The organism is Pseudorhodoferax sp. (genome assembly GCF_047601025.1).
Classification (GTDB): Bacteria; Pseudomonadota; Gammaproteobacteria; order Burkholderiales; family Burkholderiaceae_C; genus Pseudorhodoferax.
The window spans coordinates 1116613-1135698 of record NZ_JASGJZ010000001.1 but is presented as its reverse complement, the minus strand read 5'-3'; the positions used below and the strand labels follow the sequence as shown (position 1 = coordinate 1135698).

Sequence of the window (19086 nt, the reverse complement as noted above, 5' to 3'; positions counted from 1 at the left end):
CGGGGCCGCCAACTAAAATCACGCGATGCTTGCGCAACGTACTCTCCAGTCGATCACCAAGGCCGTGGGCGTGGGACTGCACAGCGGCCAGCGGGTGGAGATGACGCTGCGCCCGGCGCAGCCGGACACCGGCATCGTGTTCCGGCGCGTGGACCTGCCCGAGCCGGTGGACATCCCGATCACCGCCATGGCGGTGACCGACACGCGCATGGCCTCGACGATCTCCAGCGGCAATGCCAAGGTCCACACCGTCGAGCACCTGATGTCGGCCTGTGCCGGGCTGGGCATCGACAACCTGTACGTGGACATCAACGCCGAGGAGGTGCCGATCCTCGACGGATCGGCCGCTTCCTTCGTGTTCCTGCTGCAGAGCGCCGGCATCGAGCTGCAGCGCGCGCCGCGCCGCTTCATCCGCGTGACCCGGCCGGTCGAGGTGCGCGAAGGCGAGGGCGCCAACCGCAAGTGGGCGCTGCTGGCGCCCTACCACGGCTTCAAGCTCAGCTTCGAGATCGACTTCGACCACCCGGCCGTGGACTCCACCGGCCAGCGCGTGGAGTTCGACCTGTCCGAGGGCTCGTATGCGCGCGACATCGCGCGCGCGCGCACCTTCGGCTTCACGAAGGACGTGGAGATGATGCGCGCCAACGGCCTGGCCCTGGGCGGCGGACTCGACAACGCCATCGTGATGGACGACTACAAGGTGCTCAATGCCGACGGTCTGCGCTACGACGACGAGTTCGTCAAGCACAAGATCCTGGACGCGATGGGCGACCTGTACCTGATCGGCAAGCCGCTGCTGGCGGCCTACAGCGCGTTCCGTTCCGGCCACGCGATGAACAACAAGCTGCTGCGCGCGCTGCTGGACCAGCCCGAGGCCTACGAGATCGTCACCTTCGAGGACGAGCGCAAGGCGCCCCGGGGCTTCGCCCAGCCGGTGCCGGCCTGGTAGGCCGGCGAGGCCGCGGCCGATGCTGCTGTTCCGCTGGGCGATCTTCTTCCTGCTGCTGGCCGCCGGCGTGCTGTTCGCGTTCTACGCCGGCACCGGCCGGCCGCACTACAAGCGCTGGGGCCTGGTCACGCTGAAGTGGACGCTGCTGGCGGCGCTGGGCTTCTTCGCGGTGCTGGTGCTCGAGCGCGTGCTCTGATCCCCGTCGCCGGCTCAGCGGGCCCGGCCCTTGCGGTACATGCCCGTGGTCACCGGCACCAGCGGCGTGGCCGCCGCCAGCCGCGCGATGGCCAGTCCCGCGTGCGCATGCGTGATCGCCAGGCCCAGCGCGTCGGCGGCGTCCTTGCCCGGCAGGCCGGGCAGCCGCAGCAGCCGGCGCACCATCTCCTGGATCTGGCTCTTGTCGGCACGGCCATGGCCGACCACGGCCTTCTTCATCTGCAGCGCGGTGTACTCGGCCACCGGCAGCTCGCGCGAGACCAGCGCCGTCACGCAGGCGCCGCGGGCCTGGCCCAGCAGCAGCGTGGACTGTGGGTTCACGTTCACGAACACGATCTCGACCGAGGCGGCCTGCGGCTGGTAGCGCGCGGCGATCTCGCGGATGCCGTCGTACAGCACCTTCAGCCGGCCGGGCAGGTCGCCCTGCGCGCGTGCGCCGGTGCGGATCGTGCCGCTGGCCACGTAGTGCAGCTGCGCGCCCTCGGCGTCGACGACGCCGAAGCCGGTGGTCTGCAGGCCCGGGTCGATGCCCAGGATGCGCAGGGACGGCAGCGCCGGGCGCGCCGTCATGGCAGTTCGACCTGCCCCATGCGGGCGACGATGGTGCGCGCGCGGCTGGCCAGGTAGGGCGAGTTCGGCTGCTTCTCGTAGTGGCGCGGGCGCGGCAGCATCACGGCCAGCCGCGCCGCCTCGTAGGCCGTCAGCTGGGCCGCGCTCTTGCGGTAGTAGTGCCGCGCCGCGGCCTCGGCGCCGAACACGCCTTCGCCCCATTCCACGCTGTTCAGGTAGATCGTCAGGATGCGGCGCTTGTCCAGCAGCGCCTCCAGCGCCAGCGTCAGCACCAGTTCCTGGCCCTTGCGCAGCAGCGTGCGCTCGCCGGAGAGGAACAGGTTCTTGGCCAGCTGCTGCGTGATCGTGGAGCCGCCGACGATCTTCGGCGCCCGCGCGGACTTGCCCTGCGCCGCGCGGGCCTCGGCCTTCTCGTTTCTCTCCCAGGCCTTCTCGATGGCTTGCCAGTCCACGCCGTCGTGCTCGGGAAAGCCGGAGTCCTCCGACGCGATCACGGCGCGCTTGAGGTGGTCGGCGATGCGGTTCTCGTCCACCCACTGCTGGCGCCAGCGCCAGTCGCCGCCGCCGGAGGCCAGGCGCCAGGCCTCGGAGCGCTGGAACGCGGTGGACTGCGGATCGGCCCAGGCCATCAGCGCGATGCGCGCGACGAAGAACAGCTGCAGCGCCAGCGCCGCGGCGGCGAGCAGCAGCAACCAGCGGCCGAAGACGCGCATCTCAATCCGCCTGTGCGCAAGGCGCCGCCCGCAATCCTGCGATGGCCAACGGAAGGCAGCTCATCCCGCGTCGACCAGCGCCCGCAGCTCGGCCAGCACCTGCGCCGAGGGCGGGCGCACGCCGCGCCACAGCGCGAAGGACTCGGCCGCCTGCTCGACCAGCATGCCGAGGCCGTCGCGCGCGGTCGCGCCATGCGCGCGCGCCCAGGCCAGGAAGGGCTGGGCCGCGGGGCCGTACATCATGTCCACGGCCAGCGCGCCGGGCGCCAGCACGGAGGCCGGCACCGGCGGCGCGGCGCCGGCCAGGCTGCTGGCGCTGCCGTTGACGACGAGGCCGAAGCGGCCGTCGATGGCGTCGAGCCCGCAGCCTTCCAGCCGGCAGCCGTGCTCGGCGGCCAGCGCGGCATGGCGGGCGGCCAGCGCCAGCGCCTTGTCCGGCGTGCGGTTGGCGACCACGATGCGCCGCGCGCCGGCCGCGACCAGCGGGCCCAGCACGCCGGCCGCGGCGCCGCCGGCGCCGATCAGCAGCAGGTCCGCGCCGGCGATGGCCCGGCCGGCGTGCTGCGTGATGTCGGCCACCAGGCCGGCGCCGTCGGTGTTGTCGGCGTGGATGCCTTCGGCGTCGAAGCGCAGCGTGTTGCAGGCGCGGGCCAGCTCGGCGCGCGGCGAGCGCGTGCGGGCCAGCGCGAAGGCTTCGAGCTTGAACGGCACGGTCACGTTGCAGCCCTTGCCGCCGCTGGCCGCGAAGTCGCGCACGGCCTGGGCGAAGCCGTCCAGCGGCACGTGCAGCCGGTCGTAGGCCATGGACTGGCCGGTCAGCGCCGCGAAGCGCGCGTGGATCCAGGGCGAGCGGCTGTGCGCCACCGGGTTGCCCATCACGCAGTAGTCGAAGGAGGGAGGCTGGTTCATGGTGTCGTGCTCACGTTGGTCCTCAACTGGTCGTCGCGCGTGAAGCGAAAGCGCGAGACCACCAGGATCTGGTCGGCCTTGCGGCGCATGGCCTCGCTGAACCGGCCGAACGGGCCGGCGCTGCGCGCGATGGCCTGGGCGCGCTGGTCCAGCCGCCGGTTGCCCGAGCTCTCGGCCACGTCGGTGGACAGCACCTCGCCCGTGTGGTTCACGGTGATGATCATGACCAGCTCGCCGTACAGCTTGCGGCCGTTCTGCTCGGGAAAGTTCTCGGTGCCCTTGTCCTCGACCTTGCGGCGCAGCGCGTCGTAGTAGGTGGCGTAGGCCTCCTCGCGCGTGGCGGGGCTGACCACGCGGCGCTTGGGCCGCGCGTTCTCGGCCGCGATGCGGCGCTCGATCTCGGCCAGGTGCTGCATCAGCCGGCGTCGGCGCTCCTGCTGGGCACGCGCCTCGGGCGAGTCGGCTTTCTCGCGCGGGTCCGGCGGCGGCAGCGCCGCGAGCTGGCGCGTGACCCGGGCCAGCAACAGCGTCTGCTGCTGGTGCAGCGCATCGAGCTGGCGCTGCGCCTCCTCCATGGTCTCGCCGAGGTCGGCCTGCAGCGAGGGCGGCAGCGGCGAGGTGGCGCGCCCGGTCCCGGCCTCGCCGCCGCCGGCCAGCGCGGCCTGGGCGATGGCCTGGGCCTTGTCGGGGCGCTCGTCGGAGGACTTCGCGTTGACCAGGATCACCTCCAGCGGCGAGTCCTGGAACATCCGGTCGAAGGCCGCCGGGTTGGCGAAGCGGATCGCCAGCACGGCCGCGTGCACCAGCACCGAGAACAGCAGGGCGGCCTGCAGCGTGCTGGGCCCGCGCCGCCAGGCGACGGGTCTCATGGCCCCGGGGCGTCCTCGGCCGTGGCAGGCGCGGCCAGGTCCACGGCGATCGCGATCGGGCCGGCCGCGGCTTCCTCGTCGTCCGCCTCGGCGGCCTCGTCGGCCGGCGCGGCACCGGGCGGGTCCAGTTGCTCGGTCACGGTGCCGGCCACGTCGAGCGCGACCAGGTCGATCGCGCCGAGCTTCACGCGCACGTGGGCGCCGCGCGGCAGGCCCTGCGCGCCGAGCACCGAGAGCACCAGCGGCAGGCTGTCGGCCCGCACCAGGCCTTCCTTGATGACCTGGGCGTCGAGCTCGGCGATGCCGTTCTGCTGCAGGTACATCAGCGTCCAGAAGCGCTCCATGCCGGCCTGGAAGCCGTTGTACGCGGTGTAGGCGGCGTCGAAGGCCGAGATGACGGAGAACAGCGCGGCGTCCTTGGGCTTGAACGGCGCGGCGAGCGCCGCCGTCCTGCCGTGGCGCGCGCAGGCGATGATCTGCCACTGGTTCACCAGGTCCACGTAGCGGCGCAGCGGCGAGGTGCTCCAGGCATAGGCCGGCACGCCGATGCCGGCGTGCGGCAGCGCCTTGGTGCCCATGCGCACCTTGATGCCCGGCGCCAGGCTGGCCTGGCTGCGGTAGATGCCGGGCACGCCGCAGGCGGACAGCCACTGGCCCCAGTGGCTGTTGGCCAGGATCATGGCCTCGGCCACGATCAGGTCCAGCGGCGCGCCGCGCTGGCGCACGCCGATCTCCACGCGCTCGCGGCCGGCCGGCTCGTCGCCCAGCGGCGTCTCGGGGCTGTCGACCAGGCGGAAGGTGTAGTCCGGCCGGGTGAAGGTCTCGGGCTTGCCGCGCACGACCTCGCGCCGCGCCTTCAGGTCGCGGGCCAGCCGGTACAGGAAGGCCAGTTCCGCCGGCCGCACCGCCTCGGGCAGGCCGGGCAGCGGCGCCGGCTCGGCGTCCAGCAGCCAGGCCTCGGTGATGGCCGTGTCCAGCTTGTCGTGGCGCAGGTTGGCCGCGATCGGCACGCGCTCCAGCCGCGTCTCGGCGCCGCGCAGCTCCAGGCTCTGCGCGTCGAAGCGCGCGTACAGCGAGACGGCCGGGCAGTCGCGTCCCTCCTGCAGCGTGTAGGCCTGCACCACCTCGTCGGGCAGCATGGTCAGCTTGTGGCCGGGCATGTAGACCGTGGACAGGCGCGTGCGCGCCACCTGGTCGATGGCCGAGCCCGGCACGATGGCCAGGCCGGGCGCGGCGATGTGCACGCCCACCGTGACCTCATCCGTGCCCAGGCCCTGGACCGACAGCGCGTCGTCGATCTCGGTCGTCATCGAGTCGTCGATCGAGTAGGCGCGCACCGCGGCCACCGGCAACTCGTCCGTGATCGCCGGCGCCTGCAGCGCGGCGAAGCCCGTGCCTTTCGGGAAGTGCTCGAACAGGAAGCGCCGCCAGTGGAACTGGTAGGGCGAGTCGATCGCGCCGGCGCGCTGCAGCAGCGCCAGCGGCGCCGTATGCGTGGCGCGCGCGGCCTCGACCACGGCCTTGTACTCCGCGCCGTTCTTGTCGGGCTTGAACAGGATGCGGTAGAGCTGGTCGCGGATCGGCGCGGGGCAGCGGCCTTCGGCCAGTTCCAGCGCCCACTGGTCGATCTGCAGCTGCAGCAGCCGCTTCTTCTCGATCGCGGCCAGCGCCTGCTGGACCTGCTCGGCCGGCGCCTTGCGAAAGCGCCCCCGGCCGGCGCGGCGGAAATAGTGCGGCGCCTCCTGCAGCCGCAGCAGCGCGCCGACCTGCTGGGCCAGCGTGGCGTCGTCGCTGAAATACACCCGCGCCAGGTCGGCGAAGCCGAACTCGTCGTCGCTGGCGAACTCCCAGGCCAGGTCCAGCTCGATCGCGTCGGCCTGCGCACGGGCCTCGGCCATCAGCGCCTGCGGCGCGGGCTTGTCGAACTTCAGCAGCAGGTTGGCGGCCTTGACCTTGACCCGCTTGCCGCTGTCCAGCTCCGCCTGGAGCGAGGCCTCGGCCTCGGACAGCACCCGGCCGGTCAGGAACTTGCCGGCTTCCTCGAACAATGCGTACATGGGCGCTATTGTCCGTGAGCGCGGAGAGGATTCAGGCGAGCAGGAATGCGAACACCTCGTCCAGGTACGCGGGGAATTCGCTGATCGCGTGGTCGCTGCCTTCGAGCAGGCGGATGCGGGCGCCGGGATAGCGCGCGCACATCTCGCGCCAGTCCAGCACCTCGTCGCCCTTGGCGACGATGGCGAAGATGCGCGGCATCGCGGCCCGCGCGGCGGGGGCTTCGGGCGGCCGCTCCAGCGCGCGCAGTTCCTCCACGTGCGCGGCCGTGAAGTCGAAGCGCTGCGCCGGGTCGTGCCAGGCCGCCTGCACGCCGATGTGGCGCGCCAGGTCGCGCGCCGGGTGCACGGCCGGGTTCAGCAGCACGGCCCGGCAGCCCGTCTGCTCGGCCACGCAGGTGGCGTAGAAGCCGCCCAGCGAGGAGCCGATCACCGCCATGCCCGCGCGCGGCCAGTCCGCGGTGCCGGCCAGGATCTCGGCCATGGCCTGGCGCGGGGAGGGCGGCAGCTGCGGGCACCACCAGTGCAGCTGCGGATGCCGCGCGCGCACGTGCCCGGCCACCAGCCGCGCCTTGGCCGACTGCGGCGAGGAGCGGAATCCGTGCAGGTAGAGCAGATGGGTCAGGGCCATGGTGGCCGCGACTCTACAGCAGCGGTACACAAGGCTGGATGCCGCCTGCCGCGGTGCGTGGCGGCCGGGCGCCGCATCCGCGCGGGCGGGGCGCGGCACGGATAATCCGCGCCCACCATGGCCGCCGTCCTCGACAACCCCCCGCTCTGGCGCCGTGCGCTGCCGCTGCTGCGCGGCTTCGACGTGCCGCTGCTGTGCGCCATCGCGCTGCTGTGCGGCGCCGGGCTGCTGGCCATGTACTCGTCCGGCTACGACCATGGCACGCGCTTCGTCGACCACGGCCGCAACATGCTGCTGGCCGGCGCCATCCTGTTTGTCGTGGCCCAGGTGCCGCCGCAGACCCTGATGAAGTTCGCGGTGCCGGTCTACGTGGCGGGCGTGGCGCTGCTGCTGGGGGTGGAATTCTTCGGCATCGTGAAGAAGGGTGCGCAGCGCTGGATCAATGTCGGCATCGTGATCCAGCCCAGCGAGATCCTGAAGATCGCCACGCCGCTGATGCTGGCCTGGTGGTTCCAGAAGCGCGAGGGCCAGGTGCAGCCGCTGGATTTCAGCGTCGCCTTCGCGCTGCTGGCCGTGCCGGTGCTGCTGATCATGCACCAGCCCGACCTGGGCACGGCCATCCTGGTCGCGGCGGCCGGGCTGTCGGTGATCTTCTTCGCCGGCCTGCCCTGGCGGCTGATCGCGCCGCCGGTGCTGCTGGGGCTGGCCGGCGTCTTCCTGCTGGTCTGGTTCGCGGACGACCTGTGCCGCGAGGGCGTGCGCTGGGTCGTGCTGCGCGAATACCAGCAGCAGCGCGTCTGCACGCTGATGGACCCGACGCGCGACCCGCTGGGCAAGGGCTTCCACATCCTGCAGGGCATGATCGCGATCGGCTCGGGCGGCGTGTTCGGCAAGGGCTTCATGCAGGGCACGCAGACGCACCTGGAGTTCATCCCCGAGCGCACCACGGACTTCATCTTCGCCGCCTACTCCGAGGAATTCGGCCTGCTCGGCAACGCCTTCCTGATCGTCTCCTTCGTGCTGCTGATCCTGCGCGGCCTGGCCATCGCGCTGGACGCGCCGACGCTGTTCTCGCGCCTGCTGGCCGGCGCCGTCACGCTGATCTTCTTCACCTACGCGTTCGTGAACATGGGCATGGTCAGCGGCATGCTGCCGGTGGTGGGCGTGCCGCTGCCGTTCGTGAGTTATGGCGGCACGGCCATGGTCACGCTGGGCATGGGCCTGGGCATCCTGATGTCGATCGCCAAATCCAAGCGTCTGCTGCAGACCTGAGCCCGCCTTCCTAGAATCGCCGGATGATTTCCCGCGAACCCACCCTGGCCCGCATCGCCACCGCCCAGCAGCTACTGCTCGATCCCTTCGGCCTCACGCCGGCGCACCTGCAGCGCGCGCTGGCCGAGATCCAGGCGCACAAGGTCGACGATGCCGACCTGTACTTCCAGTACACGCGCAGCGAGGGCTGGAGCCTGGAGGAGGGGATCGTCAAGACCGGCTCCTTCAGCATCGACCAGGGCGTGGGCGTGCGCGCCGTCAGCGGCGAGAAGACGGCGTTCGCCTATTCCGACGACATCTCCGAGGCCTCGCTGCTGGACGCCGCGCGCACCGTGCGCGCGATCTCCTCGGCCGCGCAGAGCCGGCGTGCCAAGGTGCCGGCGCAGAAGATCGCCGGCAGCCGCGCGCTGTACCCGCAGCTCGACCCGATCGCCACGCTGGACAGCCAGGCCAAGGTCGGCCTGCTGGAGCAGGTCGAGCACCGCGCGCGCGCCAAGGACCCGCGCATCGTGCAGGTCATGGCCGGGCTGGCCAGCGAGTACGACGTGGTGCTGGTTGCGCGCGCCGACGGCACCCTGGCCGCCGACGTGCGGCCGCTGGTGCGGCTGTCGGTGACCGTGATCGCCGAGACCCGGCAGAACGGGCAGATGCGGCGCGAGATGGGTTCCAGCGGCGGCGGCGGCCGCTTCGGCCTGGCGTATTTCGACGATGCGCGCATCGCCGAATACGTGGACCAGGCCGTGAACGCGGCGCTGACCAACCTCGATTCGCGCCCGGCCCCGGCCGGCGAGATGACCGTGGTGCTGGGCTCGGGCTGGCCCGGCATCCTGCTGCACGAGGCCATCGGCCACGGCCTGGAGGGCGACTTCAACCGCAAGGGCTCGAGCGCCTTCAGCGGCCGCATCGGCCAGCGCGTGGCGGCCAAGGGCGTGACGGTGCTGGATGACGGCACGATCGCCGACCGCCGCGGCTCGCTGAACGTGGACGACGAGGGCAATGCCAGCCAGCGCAACGTGCTGATCGAGGACGGCATCCTGAAGGGCTACATCCAGGACGCGATGAACGCGCGCCTGATGAAGGCCCGGCCCACCGGCAACGGCCGGCGCGAGAGCTACGCCCACATCCCGATGCCGCGCATGACCAACACCTACATGCTGGGCGGCGACCGTGATCCGGCCGAGATCGTCGCCAGCATCAAGAAAGGCCTGTACGCCAGCAACTTCGGCGGCGGCCAGGTCGACATCACCTCGGGCAAATTCGTGTTCTCCGCGAGCGAGGCGTTCTGGGTCGAGAACGGCAAGATCCAGTACCCGGTGAAGGGCGCCACGCTGGTCGGCAACGGCCCGGACGCGCTGACGCGCGTGTCCATGATCGGCAACGACATGGCGCTGGACCCCGGCGTCGGCACCTGCGGCAAGGAGGGCCAGAGCGTGCCGGTCGGCGTCGGCCAGCCCACGCTGCGCATCGACGGGCTGACCGTGGGCGGCACGGCCTGACTTCTGTGCTAGAGTCGCCCTCCATGCCTGCCGCCCGCGCGTTCTACTTTGCCTACTTTTGGTTCCCGGACTCCGGCGGACGAGAGGCGCGCGCGTAGACAGCAGACCACCAGACCCCTCCAGAACCGCCGGTGCCGCAAGGACCGGCGGTTTCTTTTTGTCCCCATCGATTCCAACCACACACAGGAAGCACCATGAGCACGCAGCAGACCTCCGATACCTGGTACGCGAACGTCGAGAAGACCAGCCAGACCGACGACGAACGCATCAAGGACATCAACGTGCTGCCTCCTCCGGAACACCTGATCCGCTTCTTCCCGATCCGCGGCACGGCCATCGAGGCGCTGATCGGCCGGACGCGCCACCGCATCCAGGACATCATGTCCGGCCGCGACGACCGGCTGCTGGTGGTGATCGGCCCTTGCTCGATCCACGACCCGGCCGCGGCGATGGAGTACGCGCGGCGCCTGAAGCCGCTGCGCGACCGCTACGCCGACCAGCTGGAGATCGTGATGCGCGTGTATTTCGAGAAGCCGCGCACCACGGTCGGCTGGAAGGGCCTGATCAACGATCCCTACCTGGACGAGAGCTACCGCATCGACGAGGGCCTGCGCATCGCGCGCCAGCTGCTGATCGACATCAACCGGCTGGGCCTGCCGGCCGGCAGCGAGTTCCTGGACGTGATCTCGCCGCAGTACATCGGCGACCTGATCGCCTGGGGCGCGATCGGCGCGCGCACCACCGAGAGCCAGGTGCACCGCGAGTTGGCCTCGGGGCTGTCGGCGCCGATCGGCTTCAAGAACGGCACGGACGGCAACATCCGCATCGCCACCGACGCGATCCAGGCCGCGGCGCGCGGCCACCACTTCCTGTCGGTGCACAAGAACGGCCAGGTGGCCATCGTGCAGACCCAGGGCAACCGGGACTGCCACGTGATCCTGCGCGGCGGCAAGGCGCCGAACTACGACGCCGCCAGCGTGGAGGCCGCCTGCAAGGAGCTGGCCGCGGCCGGCATGCAGCCCAGCCTGATGGTGGACTGCAGCCATGCCAACAGCAGCAAGCAGCACGAGAAGCAGACCGAGGTGGCGCAGGCCATCGCCGCGCAGATCGAGGGCGGCTCGCGCCAGGTGTTCGGCGTGATGGTGGAGAGCCACCTGGTCGCCGGCGCCCAGAAGTTCACGCCCGGCAAGGACGACGTGCAGCAGCTGGAGTACGGCAAGAGCATCACCGACGCCTGCCTGGGCTGGGAGCCTTCGGTCGCGCTGCTGGAGCGGCTGGCCCAGGCCGTCGCGACGCGGCGCGAAGCGGCGCGCTGAGCGCGCACGGTCGCGGCCGAGACGGGGTGCCCCATGCGCAGTGAAGTGTCGGTCAGGCTGGCGGACGGCCAGGAGTTCCGCTTCGACCCGGCAGGTGCGCCGGCCATGCCGCCGGAGGCGGCGCGCGCCTGGCTGGACCAGCAGTTCGTGCAGCTCGACTGCGAACCGCTGCGCGCCACCGGCAAGGTGCTGCTGGTCGACAAGCTGGTCGCGATCGCCGGGGCCGCCGGGATCGAGCGGCTCGGCGACGCGCAGTGGTCCGCCGCGTTCGCGCGCGCCGCCAGCGCGGCGCTGGCGCGGCCCGTGGTCCGCGTCGACCTCGCGGCGATGACGGTCAGCTACTGAAGCGCGCGCGCAGGGCGTCCAGCAGGCGGACGTGCACGCCGCCGAAGCCGCCGTTGCTCATGCACAGCAGGTGGTCGCCGGGGCGCACGGCGGCCAGCACCTGGGCGACCAGGGTGTCGATGTCGCCCGCCACCTGCAGCCGCGCGCCCATCGCGGCCAGCGCCTGGGCCGGGTCCCAGCCCAGGCCGGCCGCGTGGCAGAAGGCCAGGTCCGCGCCCTCCAGGCTCCAGGGCAGGCGGGCGTTCATGGTGCCGAGCTTCATGGTGTTGCTGCGCGGCTCGAAGATCGCCAGGATGCGGCCGCCGGACGGGCCGATCTGCTGGCGCAGGCCGTCCACCGTGGTGCGGATCGCGGTCGGGTGGTGGGCGAAGTCGTCGTAGACGCGGATCGTGCCGCTGGCGGCCGCCACCGCGCCGCGCAGCTCCATGCGCCGGCGCACGTTTTCGAAGCGCTGCAGGGCCGCGGCCGCCTGCGCCGGCGCCACGCCCACATGCTCGGCCGCGGCGATCGCGGCCAGCGCGTTCATGCGGTTGTGCAGGCCCGACAGCGGCCAGCGCAGCTCGGCCACCGGCCGGCCCTGGTCGAGCACCTGGAAATGCTCGGCCGTGCCTTCGGCCGTGAAGCGCCCGCCGGCGCCGAAGCCCACGGCCTCGCTCCAGCAGCCCTGGGCCAGCACGCGCGCCAGGCTGGCTTCCTCGGCGTTCACGACCACGCGGCCGCGGCCCGGCACGGTGCGTACCAGGTGGTGGAACTGGCGCTCGATCGCGGCCAGGTCGTCGAAGATGTCGGCGTGGTCGAACTCCAGGTTGTTCAGCACGGCGGTGCGCGGCCGGTAGTGCACGAACTTGCTGCGCTTGTCGAAGAAGGCCGTGTCGTACTCGTCGGCCTCGATCACGAAGCATCCCCCCGGCGCGCCCAGCCGGGCCGAGATGCCGAAGTTCAGCGGCACGCCGCCGACCAGGAAGCCGGGGTTCAGGCCCGCGCATTCCAGGATCCAGGCCAGCATCGAGGTCGTCGTGGTCTTGCCGTGCGTGCCGGCGACGGCCAGCACGTGGCGGCCCTGCAGCAACTGCTCCGCCAGCCACTGCGGGCCGCTGGTGTAGCGCGCACCGGCGTCGAGGATGGCTTCCATCAGCGGGAACTTGGGCGTGCCGCCGGCCACCGCGCCGCCGCCGGACTGCCCCAGGGCGCCAGGCGCCCCCTCGGAGGGCTGCGAGCCACGCGAAGCGGGGAGCGTGGGGGCCATCCTCGCGCGCGAGACCACGTTGCCGACCACGAACACGTCGGGCTGCAAGGCCATCTGGTCGGCGCCGAAGCCCTCGATCAGCTCGATGCCGAGCGCGCGCAACTGGTCGCTCATGGGCGGGTAGACGCCGGCGTCGCAGCCGGTCACGCGGTGGCCGGCCTCGCGGGCCAGGGCGGCCACGCCGCCCATGAAGGTCCCGCAGATGCCCAGGATGTGGATGTGCATCGCGGGATTCTAGGAGTGGCGCAGGCGCACAATCGCGCCCCATGGACAGGGCAAGCGCAGAGATCGCGGCCGCCGCCGCGCGGCTGGTGGTGGAGGACGGGCTGGAATGGGGGGCGGCCAAGCGCCGCGCCCGGCAGCAGCTGGACCTGGGGTTGCGCGCGCGGCTGCCGGACAACGAGGAGCTCGAGGATGCCGTGCGCGAGCACCTGGCGCTCTTCCACGCCGACACGCAGCCGGCCGAGCTGCGCGCGCTGCGGCGGCTGGCGCTGCGCTGGATGGAGCGGCTGCAGGCCTTTCGCCCGTATCTGGCCGGCGCCGTCTGGCACGGCACGGCCACGCGGCGCTCCGACGTCTACCTGCAGCTCTTCTGCGACGACCCCAAGTCGGCCGAGATCGCGCTGATCGACCACGGCGTGCGCTACGAGCCGCGCACCGTGCCCGGGCTGCGCGGCGAGCCGGTGGAGGCGCTGAGCCTGCACAGCGATTGTCCGGAACTCGGCGAGACCATCGGCGTGCACCTGCTGCTGCACGACCTGGACGACCTGCGCGGCGCCCTGCGGCCCGACGCCCGCGGACGCACGCCGCGCGGCAGCCCGGAGGCGGTGCGCTGGCTGGTCGCGCAGGAGGCGGGGGCGTGAGCGCCGCGCAACGGCCCGAAGGCGCGCGGCCCGCGGGCCGGCGGGCGTGGCTGGCGGCGGCCGGCGGCATCGCGCTGGCCGCCGGCGCGGGCGTGGCCTGGTGGACGCGGCGCCCGCCTGCCGCCTCCGCCGCTGCGGCGCAGCCGCTGTGGAGCCTGCAGAGCACGCAGCCCGACGGGACGCCGCTGGCGATGGCGGGCTTTCGCGGCCGGCCGTTGCTGGCAAACTTCTGGGCGCCGTGGTGCCCGCCCTGCGTCGAGGAAATGCCGTTGATCGACGCCTTCTTCCGTGAACACCGCGCCAACGGCTGGCAAGTCGTCGGCCTGGCGGTGGACCGGCCGGCCGGCGTCCAGGCCTTCCTGGCCAGGACGCCGGTGGCGTTCCCGGTCGGCATCCTGGGCATGGCCGGGCTGTCGGCCGTGCGCGCGCTGGGCAACGACGCGGGGGCGTTGCCGTTTTCGCTGGTGCTGGACGGCCGTGGAAATGTTCATGAACGTAAAATGGGTCAGATCACCCCCGAGGATTTGCGCCGGTGGACAGTGCAGATCCGCGCTGCCTGACCTGCACACGGTCCCGCTAGTCCGCCCCAGATCGCCGATGAACGGTCCATTTGCCTGCAATAGGCGAAAGATCCTGGGATTTCGGTTAGATTCCAACTTTTTTCGGCTGGGGCATTAGGAGCCTTCATGGATTTGCGCAAACTCAAGACCTTGATCGACTTGGTCTCGGATTCCAACGTGTCCGAACTGGAAATCACCGAAGCCGAAGGCAAGGTCCGCATCGTCAAGGGCCTGCCGGCCCAGGCCCAGGTCTACGCGCCGGCCCCGGTGGTGCAGGCCGCACCCGCCCTGGTCGCGGACGCCCCGGTCGCGGCATCCGCCGCTGCGCCGGCTGCGGCGTCCGCCGCCCAGGTCAAGGGCCACGTCGCCAAGTCGCCGATGGTCGGCACCTTCTACCGCTCGCCCAGCCCGGGCGCCAAGGCCTTCGTCGAGGTCGGCAGCACGGTCAAGGAAGGCGACACGGTCTGCATCATCGAGGCCATGAAGATCCTCAACGAGATCGAGGCCGACAAGGCCGGCACCATCACGCAGATCCTGTGCGAGAACGGCCAGGCCGTCGAGTACGGCCAACCGCTGTTCGTCATCGAGTGAGCATGTTCAAGAAGATCCTGGTCGCCAACCGGGGCGCTCGTGCCTTGGCGCGGACGGACGCAGTCCGGCACATTGCCCGGGCACGCGCAGCGTGCGGGGCGATTTCGCCGCGGAGCCACAATGTTTAAAAAGATCCTGGTCGCGAACCGCGGCGAAATCGCCCTGCGGATCCAGCGGGCATGCCGCGAACTCGGCATCCGGGCCGTGATGGTCTATTCCGAGGCCGATCGCGACGCCAAGTACGTGCGCCTGGCCGACGAAGCCGTGTGCATCGGCCCCGCGCCCTCGGCGCAGAGCTACCTGAACATGCCGGCCATCATCTCGGCCGCCGAAGTCACGGACGCCGAGGCCATCCATCCCGGCTACGGCTTCCTGAGCGAGAACGCCGACTTCGCCGAGCGCGTCGAGAAGAGCGGCTTCCAGTTCATCGGCCCCACGCCCGAGTCGATCCGGCTGATGGGCGACAAGGTCTCGGCCAAGCAGGCCATGATCAAGGCCGGCGTGCCCTGCGTGCCCGGCTCGGAAGGCGAGCTGCCGGACGATCCGGTGCAGATGCGCCGCCTGGCCAAGCAGATCGGCTACCCGGTCATCATCAAGGCCGCCGGCGGCGGCGGCGGGCGCGGCATGCGCGTGGTCCACACCGAGGCGGCGCTGGTCAACGCGGTGCAGATGACCAAGGCCGAGGCCGGCGCGGCCTTCGGCAACCCGGCCGTGTACATGGAGAAGTACCTGCAGAACCCGCGGCACGTGGAGATCCAGGTGCTGGCGGACAAGTACAAGAACGCCGTGTACCTGGGTGAACGGGACTGCTCCATGCAGCGGCGCCACCAGAAGGTCATCGAGGAGGCGCCCGCGCCCGGCATCCCGCGCAAGCTGATCGAGCGCATTGGCGAGCGTTGCGTGAACGCCTGCAAGCGCATCGGCTACCGCGGCGCCGGCACCTTCGAGTTCCTCTACGAGAACGGCGAGTTCTACTTCATCGAGATGAACACGCGCGTGCAGGTGGAGCACCCGGTGACCGAATGGATCACCGGCGTGGACATCGTGCGCACGCAGATCATGGTGGCGGCCGGCGAGAAGCTGCCGTTCACGCAGCGCCAGATCGAGATCCGCGGTCATGCGATCGAATGCCGCGTGAACGCCGAGGACCCGTACAACTTCCTGCCGTCGCCGGGCCGCATCACGACCTGGCATCCGCCCGGCGGCCCGGGCGTGCGCGTGGACTCGCACGCCTACGCCAACTACTTCGTGCCGCCGAACTACGACTCCATGATCGGCAAGATCATCGTGCACGGCGATACGCGCGAGCAGGCCATGGCGCGCATGCGCACGGCGCTGGCGGAGACCGTCATCGAGGGCATCAACACCAACGTCGCGCTGCACCGCGATCTGATGGTGGACGCCAAGTTCATGGCCGGCGGCACCAACATCCACTATCTCGAAGAGTGGCTCGCCCAGCACAAGAGGTAGCCATGTTCGAGGTGCGCCTGCTGTGCCCCGAGGATCGGGTCGAGGCCCTGAGCGATGCGCTGGAGGCGCTCGATGCGCTGTCCGTCAGCGTGGAGGACGCCGACGGCGACACCGAGGCCGAGCAGGCCCTGTTCGGCGAGCCCGGCCTGCCGCCGCCGGCTGAGGGCTGGCAGCGCTCGCGGCTGACGGCGCTGTTCTCGACCGAAGCCCAGGCCCGCGAGGCCGAGCGGCTGCTGACGGCGCAGGACTTCTTCGCCGGCTGCCAGTGGCTGGGCGCCAGCCCGCTGCAGGACCAGGACTGGGTGCGGCTCACGCAGTCGCAGTTCGCGCCGGTCGAGATCACGCCCTCGTTCTGGATCGTGCCGACCTGGCACGAGCCGCCGCCCGGCGCGACGCGGATCATCCGGCTGGACCCGGGCCTGGCCTTCGGCACCGGCACGCACCCCACCACGCGCATGTGCCTGCGCTGGATTGCGGCGCAGCAGCCCGCGGCCGGCTGGGGCCGGGTGCTGGACTACGGCTGCGGCTCCGGCATCCTCGCCATCGCGGCGGCCAGGCACGGCGCGCGCGAGGTCGACGCGGTCGACATCGACAAGGCCGCCGTGCAGGCGACCGAGGCCAACGCGCAGGCCAACGGCGCCGTGCTGCGGGCCGGCCTGCCCGATGCGGCGCGGGGCGAGTACGCGGTCGTGCTGGCCAACATCCTGGCCACGCCGCTGAAGGTGCTGGCGCCATTGCTGTGCGCGCACGTGGCGCCGGGCGGCACGCTGGTGCTGGCCGGCATCCTGGCGCGCCAGGCCGGCGAGTTGCAGGAGGCCTATGCGCCGCACCTGGCGCTCGAGGTGGCGGACGAGGAGGACGGCTGGGTGCTGATGACGGCCCGCCGCGCGGCCGCGCCGCCACGCTGAGGCAGTGCAGGCGCATGGGTTCGATGGTCACCCGCTGCCCGGCATGCGGAACCCGTTTCAAGGTCGTGCCCGATCAGCTGCGCATCTCGCAGGGCTGGGTGCGCTGCGGCCAGTGCGGCGAAATCTTCGACGCGGCGCAGACGCTGCACGACCCGGCCGCCGGGCCTGAGCCGGCGCCGCAGCCGCTGGCCGCGCCCGCACCGGTGGCCGAAGCGCCCGCTGCCGGTCCGGCGGCCGAGGCCGCGGCACAGGCGCCCACGCTGGTCGAGGTGGCGCCGCAGTGGTTGCCGCAGGCCGCGCCCGAGATTCCGGTCACCGATCCTGCGGTTTCGCTGGACCTGGGCTATGCCGAGTTCCGGCAGGCGCAGGCCAGCGAAGAAGGTGCCGATGGCACCACCACCATTCCCCCGGAACCGCCCGCCGCCGAGGCACCGTCGGCTGCGGCGCGCCCGGACCGCCTGGTGGTGGCGCTGGCGCCAGCGCCGGCGCCGCTGCCGCGCCGTGCGGATGGCGGCGCCGCACCCGATGCCGCCGGCCTGTTGCTGCAGCGGCCCACCGGCGACGCACCGCGCGCCGCGCCGGCCGCGCCGCGCGTGGTCGCTGCCCCACCGCCGCCCGCGCCGATCGACCCAGCGCTGGCCGAGCTGTCCTTTCTGCGCGATGCGCAGGAGCCGGCCGCGGCCCCGGCGACGCAGGGGCGCGCCAAGCTGGCCGGACGCTCGGCCTGGCGCGTGGCCGCGTGGCTGTTGGCGCTTGGCCTGCTGTGGCAATTGGCCGTGCACGAGCGCGACCGGCTCGGCGCCAGGGCGCCGGCGCTGCGTCCGCTGCTGAACGCACTGTGCGCGCCGGCCGGCTGCCGCGTGCAGCCGCTGCGCCGCATCGATGCGGTCGTGATCGACGGCTCCTCGTTCCATGTCGTCGGCGACAGCGGCTACCGGCTGAGCCTGACGCTGCGCAACCGCGCGCCGTATCCGGTCGCCTTGCCGGCCATCGCGCTGACGCTGAAGGACATCACCGGGCAGGCCGTGGTGCGCCGCGTGCTGTCGCCGCAGGAGCTGGGCGGTCCGCCCGACGCGCTGGACCCGCACGGCGAATGGTCCCCCAGCGTCGACCTGCAGATGGCCGACAACGCCGGCCGGGCCCGCGTGGTGGGCTACCACCTCGACGCCTTCTATCCCTGACTTTCCGAAACCCTTACCCCATGGCCAGCATCATCTGCGGATCTCTCGCGTTCGACACCATCATGCGCTTCGAGGGGCGGTTCGCCGACCAGATCCTGGCGGACCAGATCCACAACCTGAACGTGTCCTTCCTCGTGCCCGGGCTGCGGCGCGACTTCGGCGGCTGCGCCGGCAACATCGCCTACGGCCTGCGGCAGCTGGGGGGCGTGCCGCTGCCGATGGCCGCGCTGGGCAGCGACGGTGCCGGCTACCTGGAACGCCTGGGCACGCTGGGCATCTCCACCGAGTACGTGCGCGTGCTGGACGATAGCTACACGGCCCAGGCCATGATCATGACCGACCAGGCCAACAACCAGATCACCGCCTTCCACCCGGGGGCGATGATGCAGGCGCACCGGACGCAGATCGTGGCGCGGCCCGACGTGAAGCTGGGCATCATCTCGCCGGACGGGCGCGACGCGATGCTGCAGCATGCCGAGCAGTTCGCGGCCGCGGGCATCCCGTTCATCTTCGACCCCGGCCAGGGCCTGCCGATGTTCGACGGCGCGGCGCTGCGGCATTTCGTCGAGCTGGCGAGCTGGGTCGCCGTCAACGACTACGAGGGCCGCATGCTCTGCGAGCGCACCGGCCTCGGCCTGGCCGAGCTGTCGCGCCAGGTGCAGGGCCTGGTCGTGACCCTGGGCGGCGAGGGCAGCGAGGTCTGGGTGGATGGCGAGAGGACGCCGGTCGCGCCGGTGCCGGCCGCGGCGGTCGTCGATCCCACCGGCTGCGGCGATGCCTACCGCGCGGCGCTGCTGTACGGGCTGGAGCAGGGCTGGCCGCTGGTGCGCTGCGCGGCGTTGGGCAGCCGGATCGGCGCGCTGAAGATTGCCGAGCGCGGTCCGCAGAACTACCGCGTCGACCGCAGCGCGCTGGGCCTGTAGGTCC

Annotated in this window: 20 protein-coding genes; 13 read left to right on the top strand and 7 right to left on the bottom strand. The window is 71.8% G+C overall.

Features of this window, described 5'->3' with window-relative positions; genetic code table 11:
• The first annotated feature begins 25 nt into the window (after nt 1-25).
• On the top strand, nt 26-949 hold the full coding sequence (gene lpxC / locus QM782_RS05395; protein ID WP_415201893.1) for a UDP-3-O-acyl-N-acetylglucosamine deacetylase: 924 nt from the start codon (nt 26-28) through the stop codon (nt 947-949).
• A 19-nt stretch (nt 950-968) separates the two neighbouring features.
• Complete coding sequence (locus QM782_RS05390; protein ID WP_415201892.1) at nt 969-1145, top strand: hypothetical protein; 177 nt, start codon at nt 969-971, stop codon at nt 1143-1145.
• A 14-nt stretch (nt 1146-1159) separates the two neighbouring features.
• Here QM782_RS05390 and ruvC read toward each other — a convergent pair whose 3' ends face one another.
• The 6 genes from ruvC to QM782_RS05360 are packed head-to-tail and all read right to left on the bottom strand — an operon-like array spanning nt 1160 to nt 6911.
• Nucleotides 1160-1708, bottom strand: coding sequence for a crossover junction endodeoxyribonuclease RuvC (gene ruvC, locus QM782_RS05385; RefSeq protein ID WP_415205594.1), 549 nt, complete (start codon nt 1706-1708; stop codon nt 1160-1162).
• A gap of 23 nt (nt 1709-1731) precedes the next feature.
• Complete coding sequence (gene mtgA / locus QM782_RS05380) at nt 1732-2448, bottom strand: monofunctional biosynthetic peptidoglycan transglycosylase (RefSeq protein WP_415201891.1); 717 nt, start codon at nt 2446-2448, stop codon at nt 1732-1734.
• Between the two features lie 60 nt (nt 2449-2508).
• A complete protein-coding gene (gene aroE, locus QM782_RS05375; RefSeq protein WP_415201890.1) occupies nt 2509-3357 on the bottom strand; it encodes a shikimate dehydrogenase in 849 nt (282 codons plus the stop codon).
• Complete coding sequence (locus QM782_RS05370; RefSeq protein WP_415201889.1) at nt 3354-4226, bottom strand: energy transducer TonB; 873 nt, start codon at nt 4224-4226, stop codon at nt 3354-3356. The genes aroE and QM782_RS05370 overlap by 4 nt, the downstream gene beginning before the upstream one ends.
• Nucleotides 4223-6283: a ribonuclease catalytic domain-containing protein gene (locus QM782_RS05365; RefSeq protein ID WP_415201888.1), complete on the bottom strand. Its 2061-nt coding sequence runs from the start codon at nt 6281-6283 to the stop codon at nt 4223-4225. The genes QM782_RS05370 and QM782_RS05365 overlap by 4 nt, the downstream gene beginning before the upstream one ends.
• A 31-nt stretch (nt 6284-6314) precedes the next feature.
• Nucleotides 6315-6911 carry a YqiA/YcfP family alpha/beta fold hydrolase gene (locus tag QM782_RS05360; protein ID WP_415201887.1) on the bottom strand — a complete coding sequence of 199 codons (597 nt, stop codon included), beginning with the start codon at nt 6909-6911 and terminating at the stop codon, nt 6315-6317.
• 117 nt (nt 6912-7028) lie between these two features.
• On the opposite strand from QM782_RS05360, the gene rodA reads away from it, so the two are divergent.
• The 4 genes from rodA to QM782_RS05340 all read left to right on the top strand — a co-directional run bounded on the left by rodA (nt 7029) and on the right by QM782_RS05340 (nt 11340).
• Nucleotides 7029-8183, top strand: a complete 1155-nt coding sequence (gene rodA, locus QM782_RS05355; RefSeq protein WP_415201886.1) for a rod shape-determining protein RodA — start codon at nt 7029-7031, stop codon at nt 8181-8183.
• A gap of 23 nt (nt 8184-8206) precedes the next feature.
• Entirely contained in the window at nt 8207-9679 is a 1473-nt protein-coding gene (gene tldD, locus QM782_RS05350; RefSeq protein ID WP_415201885.1) for a metalloprotease TldD, read from the top strand.
• A gap of 194 nt (nt 9680-9873) precedes the next feature.
• On the top strand, nt 9874-10995 hold the full coding sequence (locus QM782_RS05345; RefSeq protein ID WP_415201884.1) for a 3-deoxy-7-phosphoheptulonate synthase: 1122 nt from the start codon (nt 9874-9876) through the stop codon (nt 10993-10995).
• A gap of 33 nt (nt 10996-11028) precedes the next feature.
• Nucleotides 11029-11340: a hypothetical protein gene (locus QM782_RS05340; protein ID WP_415201883.1), complete on the top strand. Its 312-nt coding sequence runs from the start codon at nt 11029-11031 to the stop codon at nt 11338-11340.
• Here the strand turns inward: QM782_RS05340 and mpl are convergent.
• A complete protein-coding gene (gene mpl / locus QM782_RS05335; RefSeq protein WP_415201882.1) occupies nt 11330-12811 on the bottom strand; it encodes a UDP-N-acetylmuramate:L-alanyl-gamma-D-glutamyl-meso-diaminopimelate ligase in 1482 nt (493 codons plus the stop codon). The two genes, QM782_RS05340 and mpl, sit on opposite strands and share 11 nt — an antisense overlap.
• Before the next feature lie 41 nt (nt 12812-12852).
• On the opposite strand from mpl, the gene QM782_RS05330 reads away from it, so the two are divergent.
• From QM782_RS05330 to QM782_RS05300, 7 genes are all read left to right on the top strand, one after another.
• Nucleotides 12853-13449 (top strand): hypothetical protein, encoded by a 597-nt coding sequence (locus tag QM782_RS05330; protein WP_415201881.1) that lies wholly within the window; start codon nt 12853-12855, stop codon nt 13447-13449.
• Nucleotides 13446-14009 carry a TlpA family protein disulfide reductase gene (locus QM782_RS05325; RefSeq protein WP_415201880.1) on the top strand — a complete coding sequence of 188 codons (564 nt, stop codon included), beginning with the start codon at nt 13446-13448 and terminating at the stop codon, nt 14007-14009. Before QM782_RS05330 ends, QM782_RS05325 begins: the two co-directional genes overlap by 4 nt.
• Nucleotides 14010-14135: 126 nt before the next feature.
• Entirely contained in the window at nt 14136-14600 is a 465-nt protein-coding gene (accB, locus tag QM782_RS05320) for an acetyl-CoA carboxylase biotin carboxyl carrier protein (protein WP_415201879.1), read from the top strand.
• 120 nt (nt 14601-14720) lie between these two features.
• Complete coding sequence (accC, locus tag QM782_RS05315) at nt 14721-16070, top strand: acetyl-CoA carboxylase biotin carboxylase subunit (RefSeq protein WP_415201878.1); 1350 nt, start codon at nt 14721-14723, stop codon at nt 16068-16070.
• A 2-nt stretch (nt 16071-16072) separates the two neighbouring features.
• Complete coding sequence (gene prmA / locus QM782_RS05310; protein ID WP_415201877.1) at nt 16073-16978, top strand: 50S ribosomal protein L11 methyltransferase; 906 nt, start codon at nt 16073-16075, stop codon at nt 16976-16978.
• A gap of 65 nt (nt 16979-17043) precedes the next feature.
• Nucleotides 17044-18159, top strand: coding sequence for a zinc-ribbon and DUF3426 domain-containing protein (locus QM782_RS05305; protein ID WP_415201876.1), 1116 nt, complete (start codon nt 17044-17046; stop codon nt 18157-18159).
• Between the two features lie 20 nt (nt 18160-18179).
• Entirely contained in the window at nt 18180-19082 is a 903-nt protein-coding gene (locus QM782_RS05300; RefSeq protein ID WP_415201875.1) for a carbohydrate kinase family protein, read from the top strand.
• Nucleotides 19083-19086 lie beyond the last annotated feature (4 nt).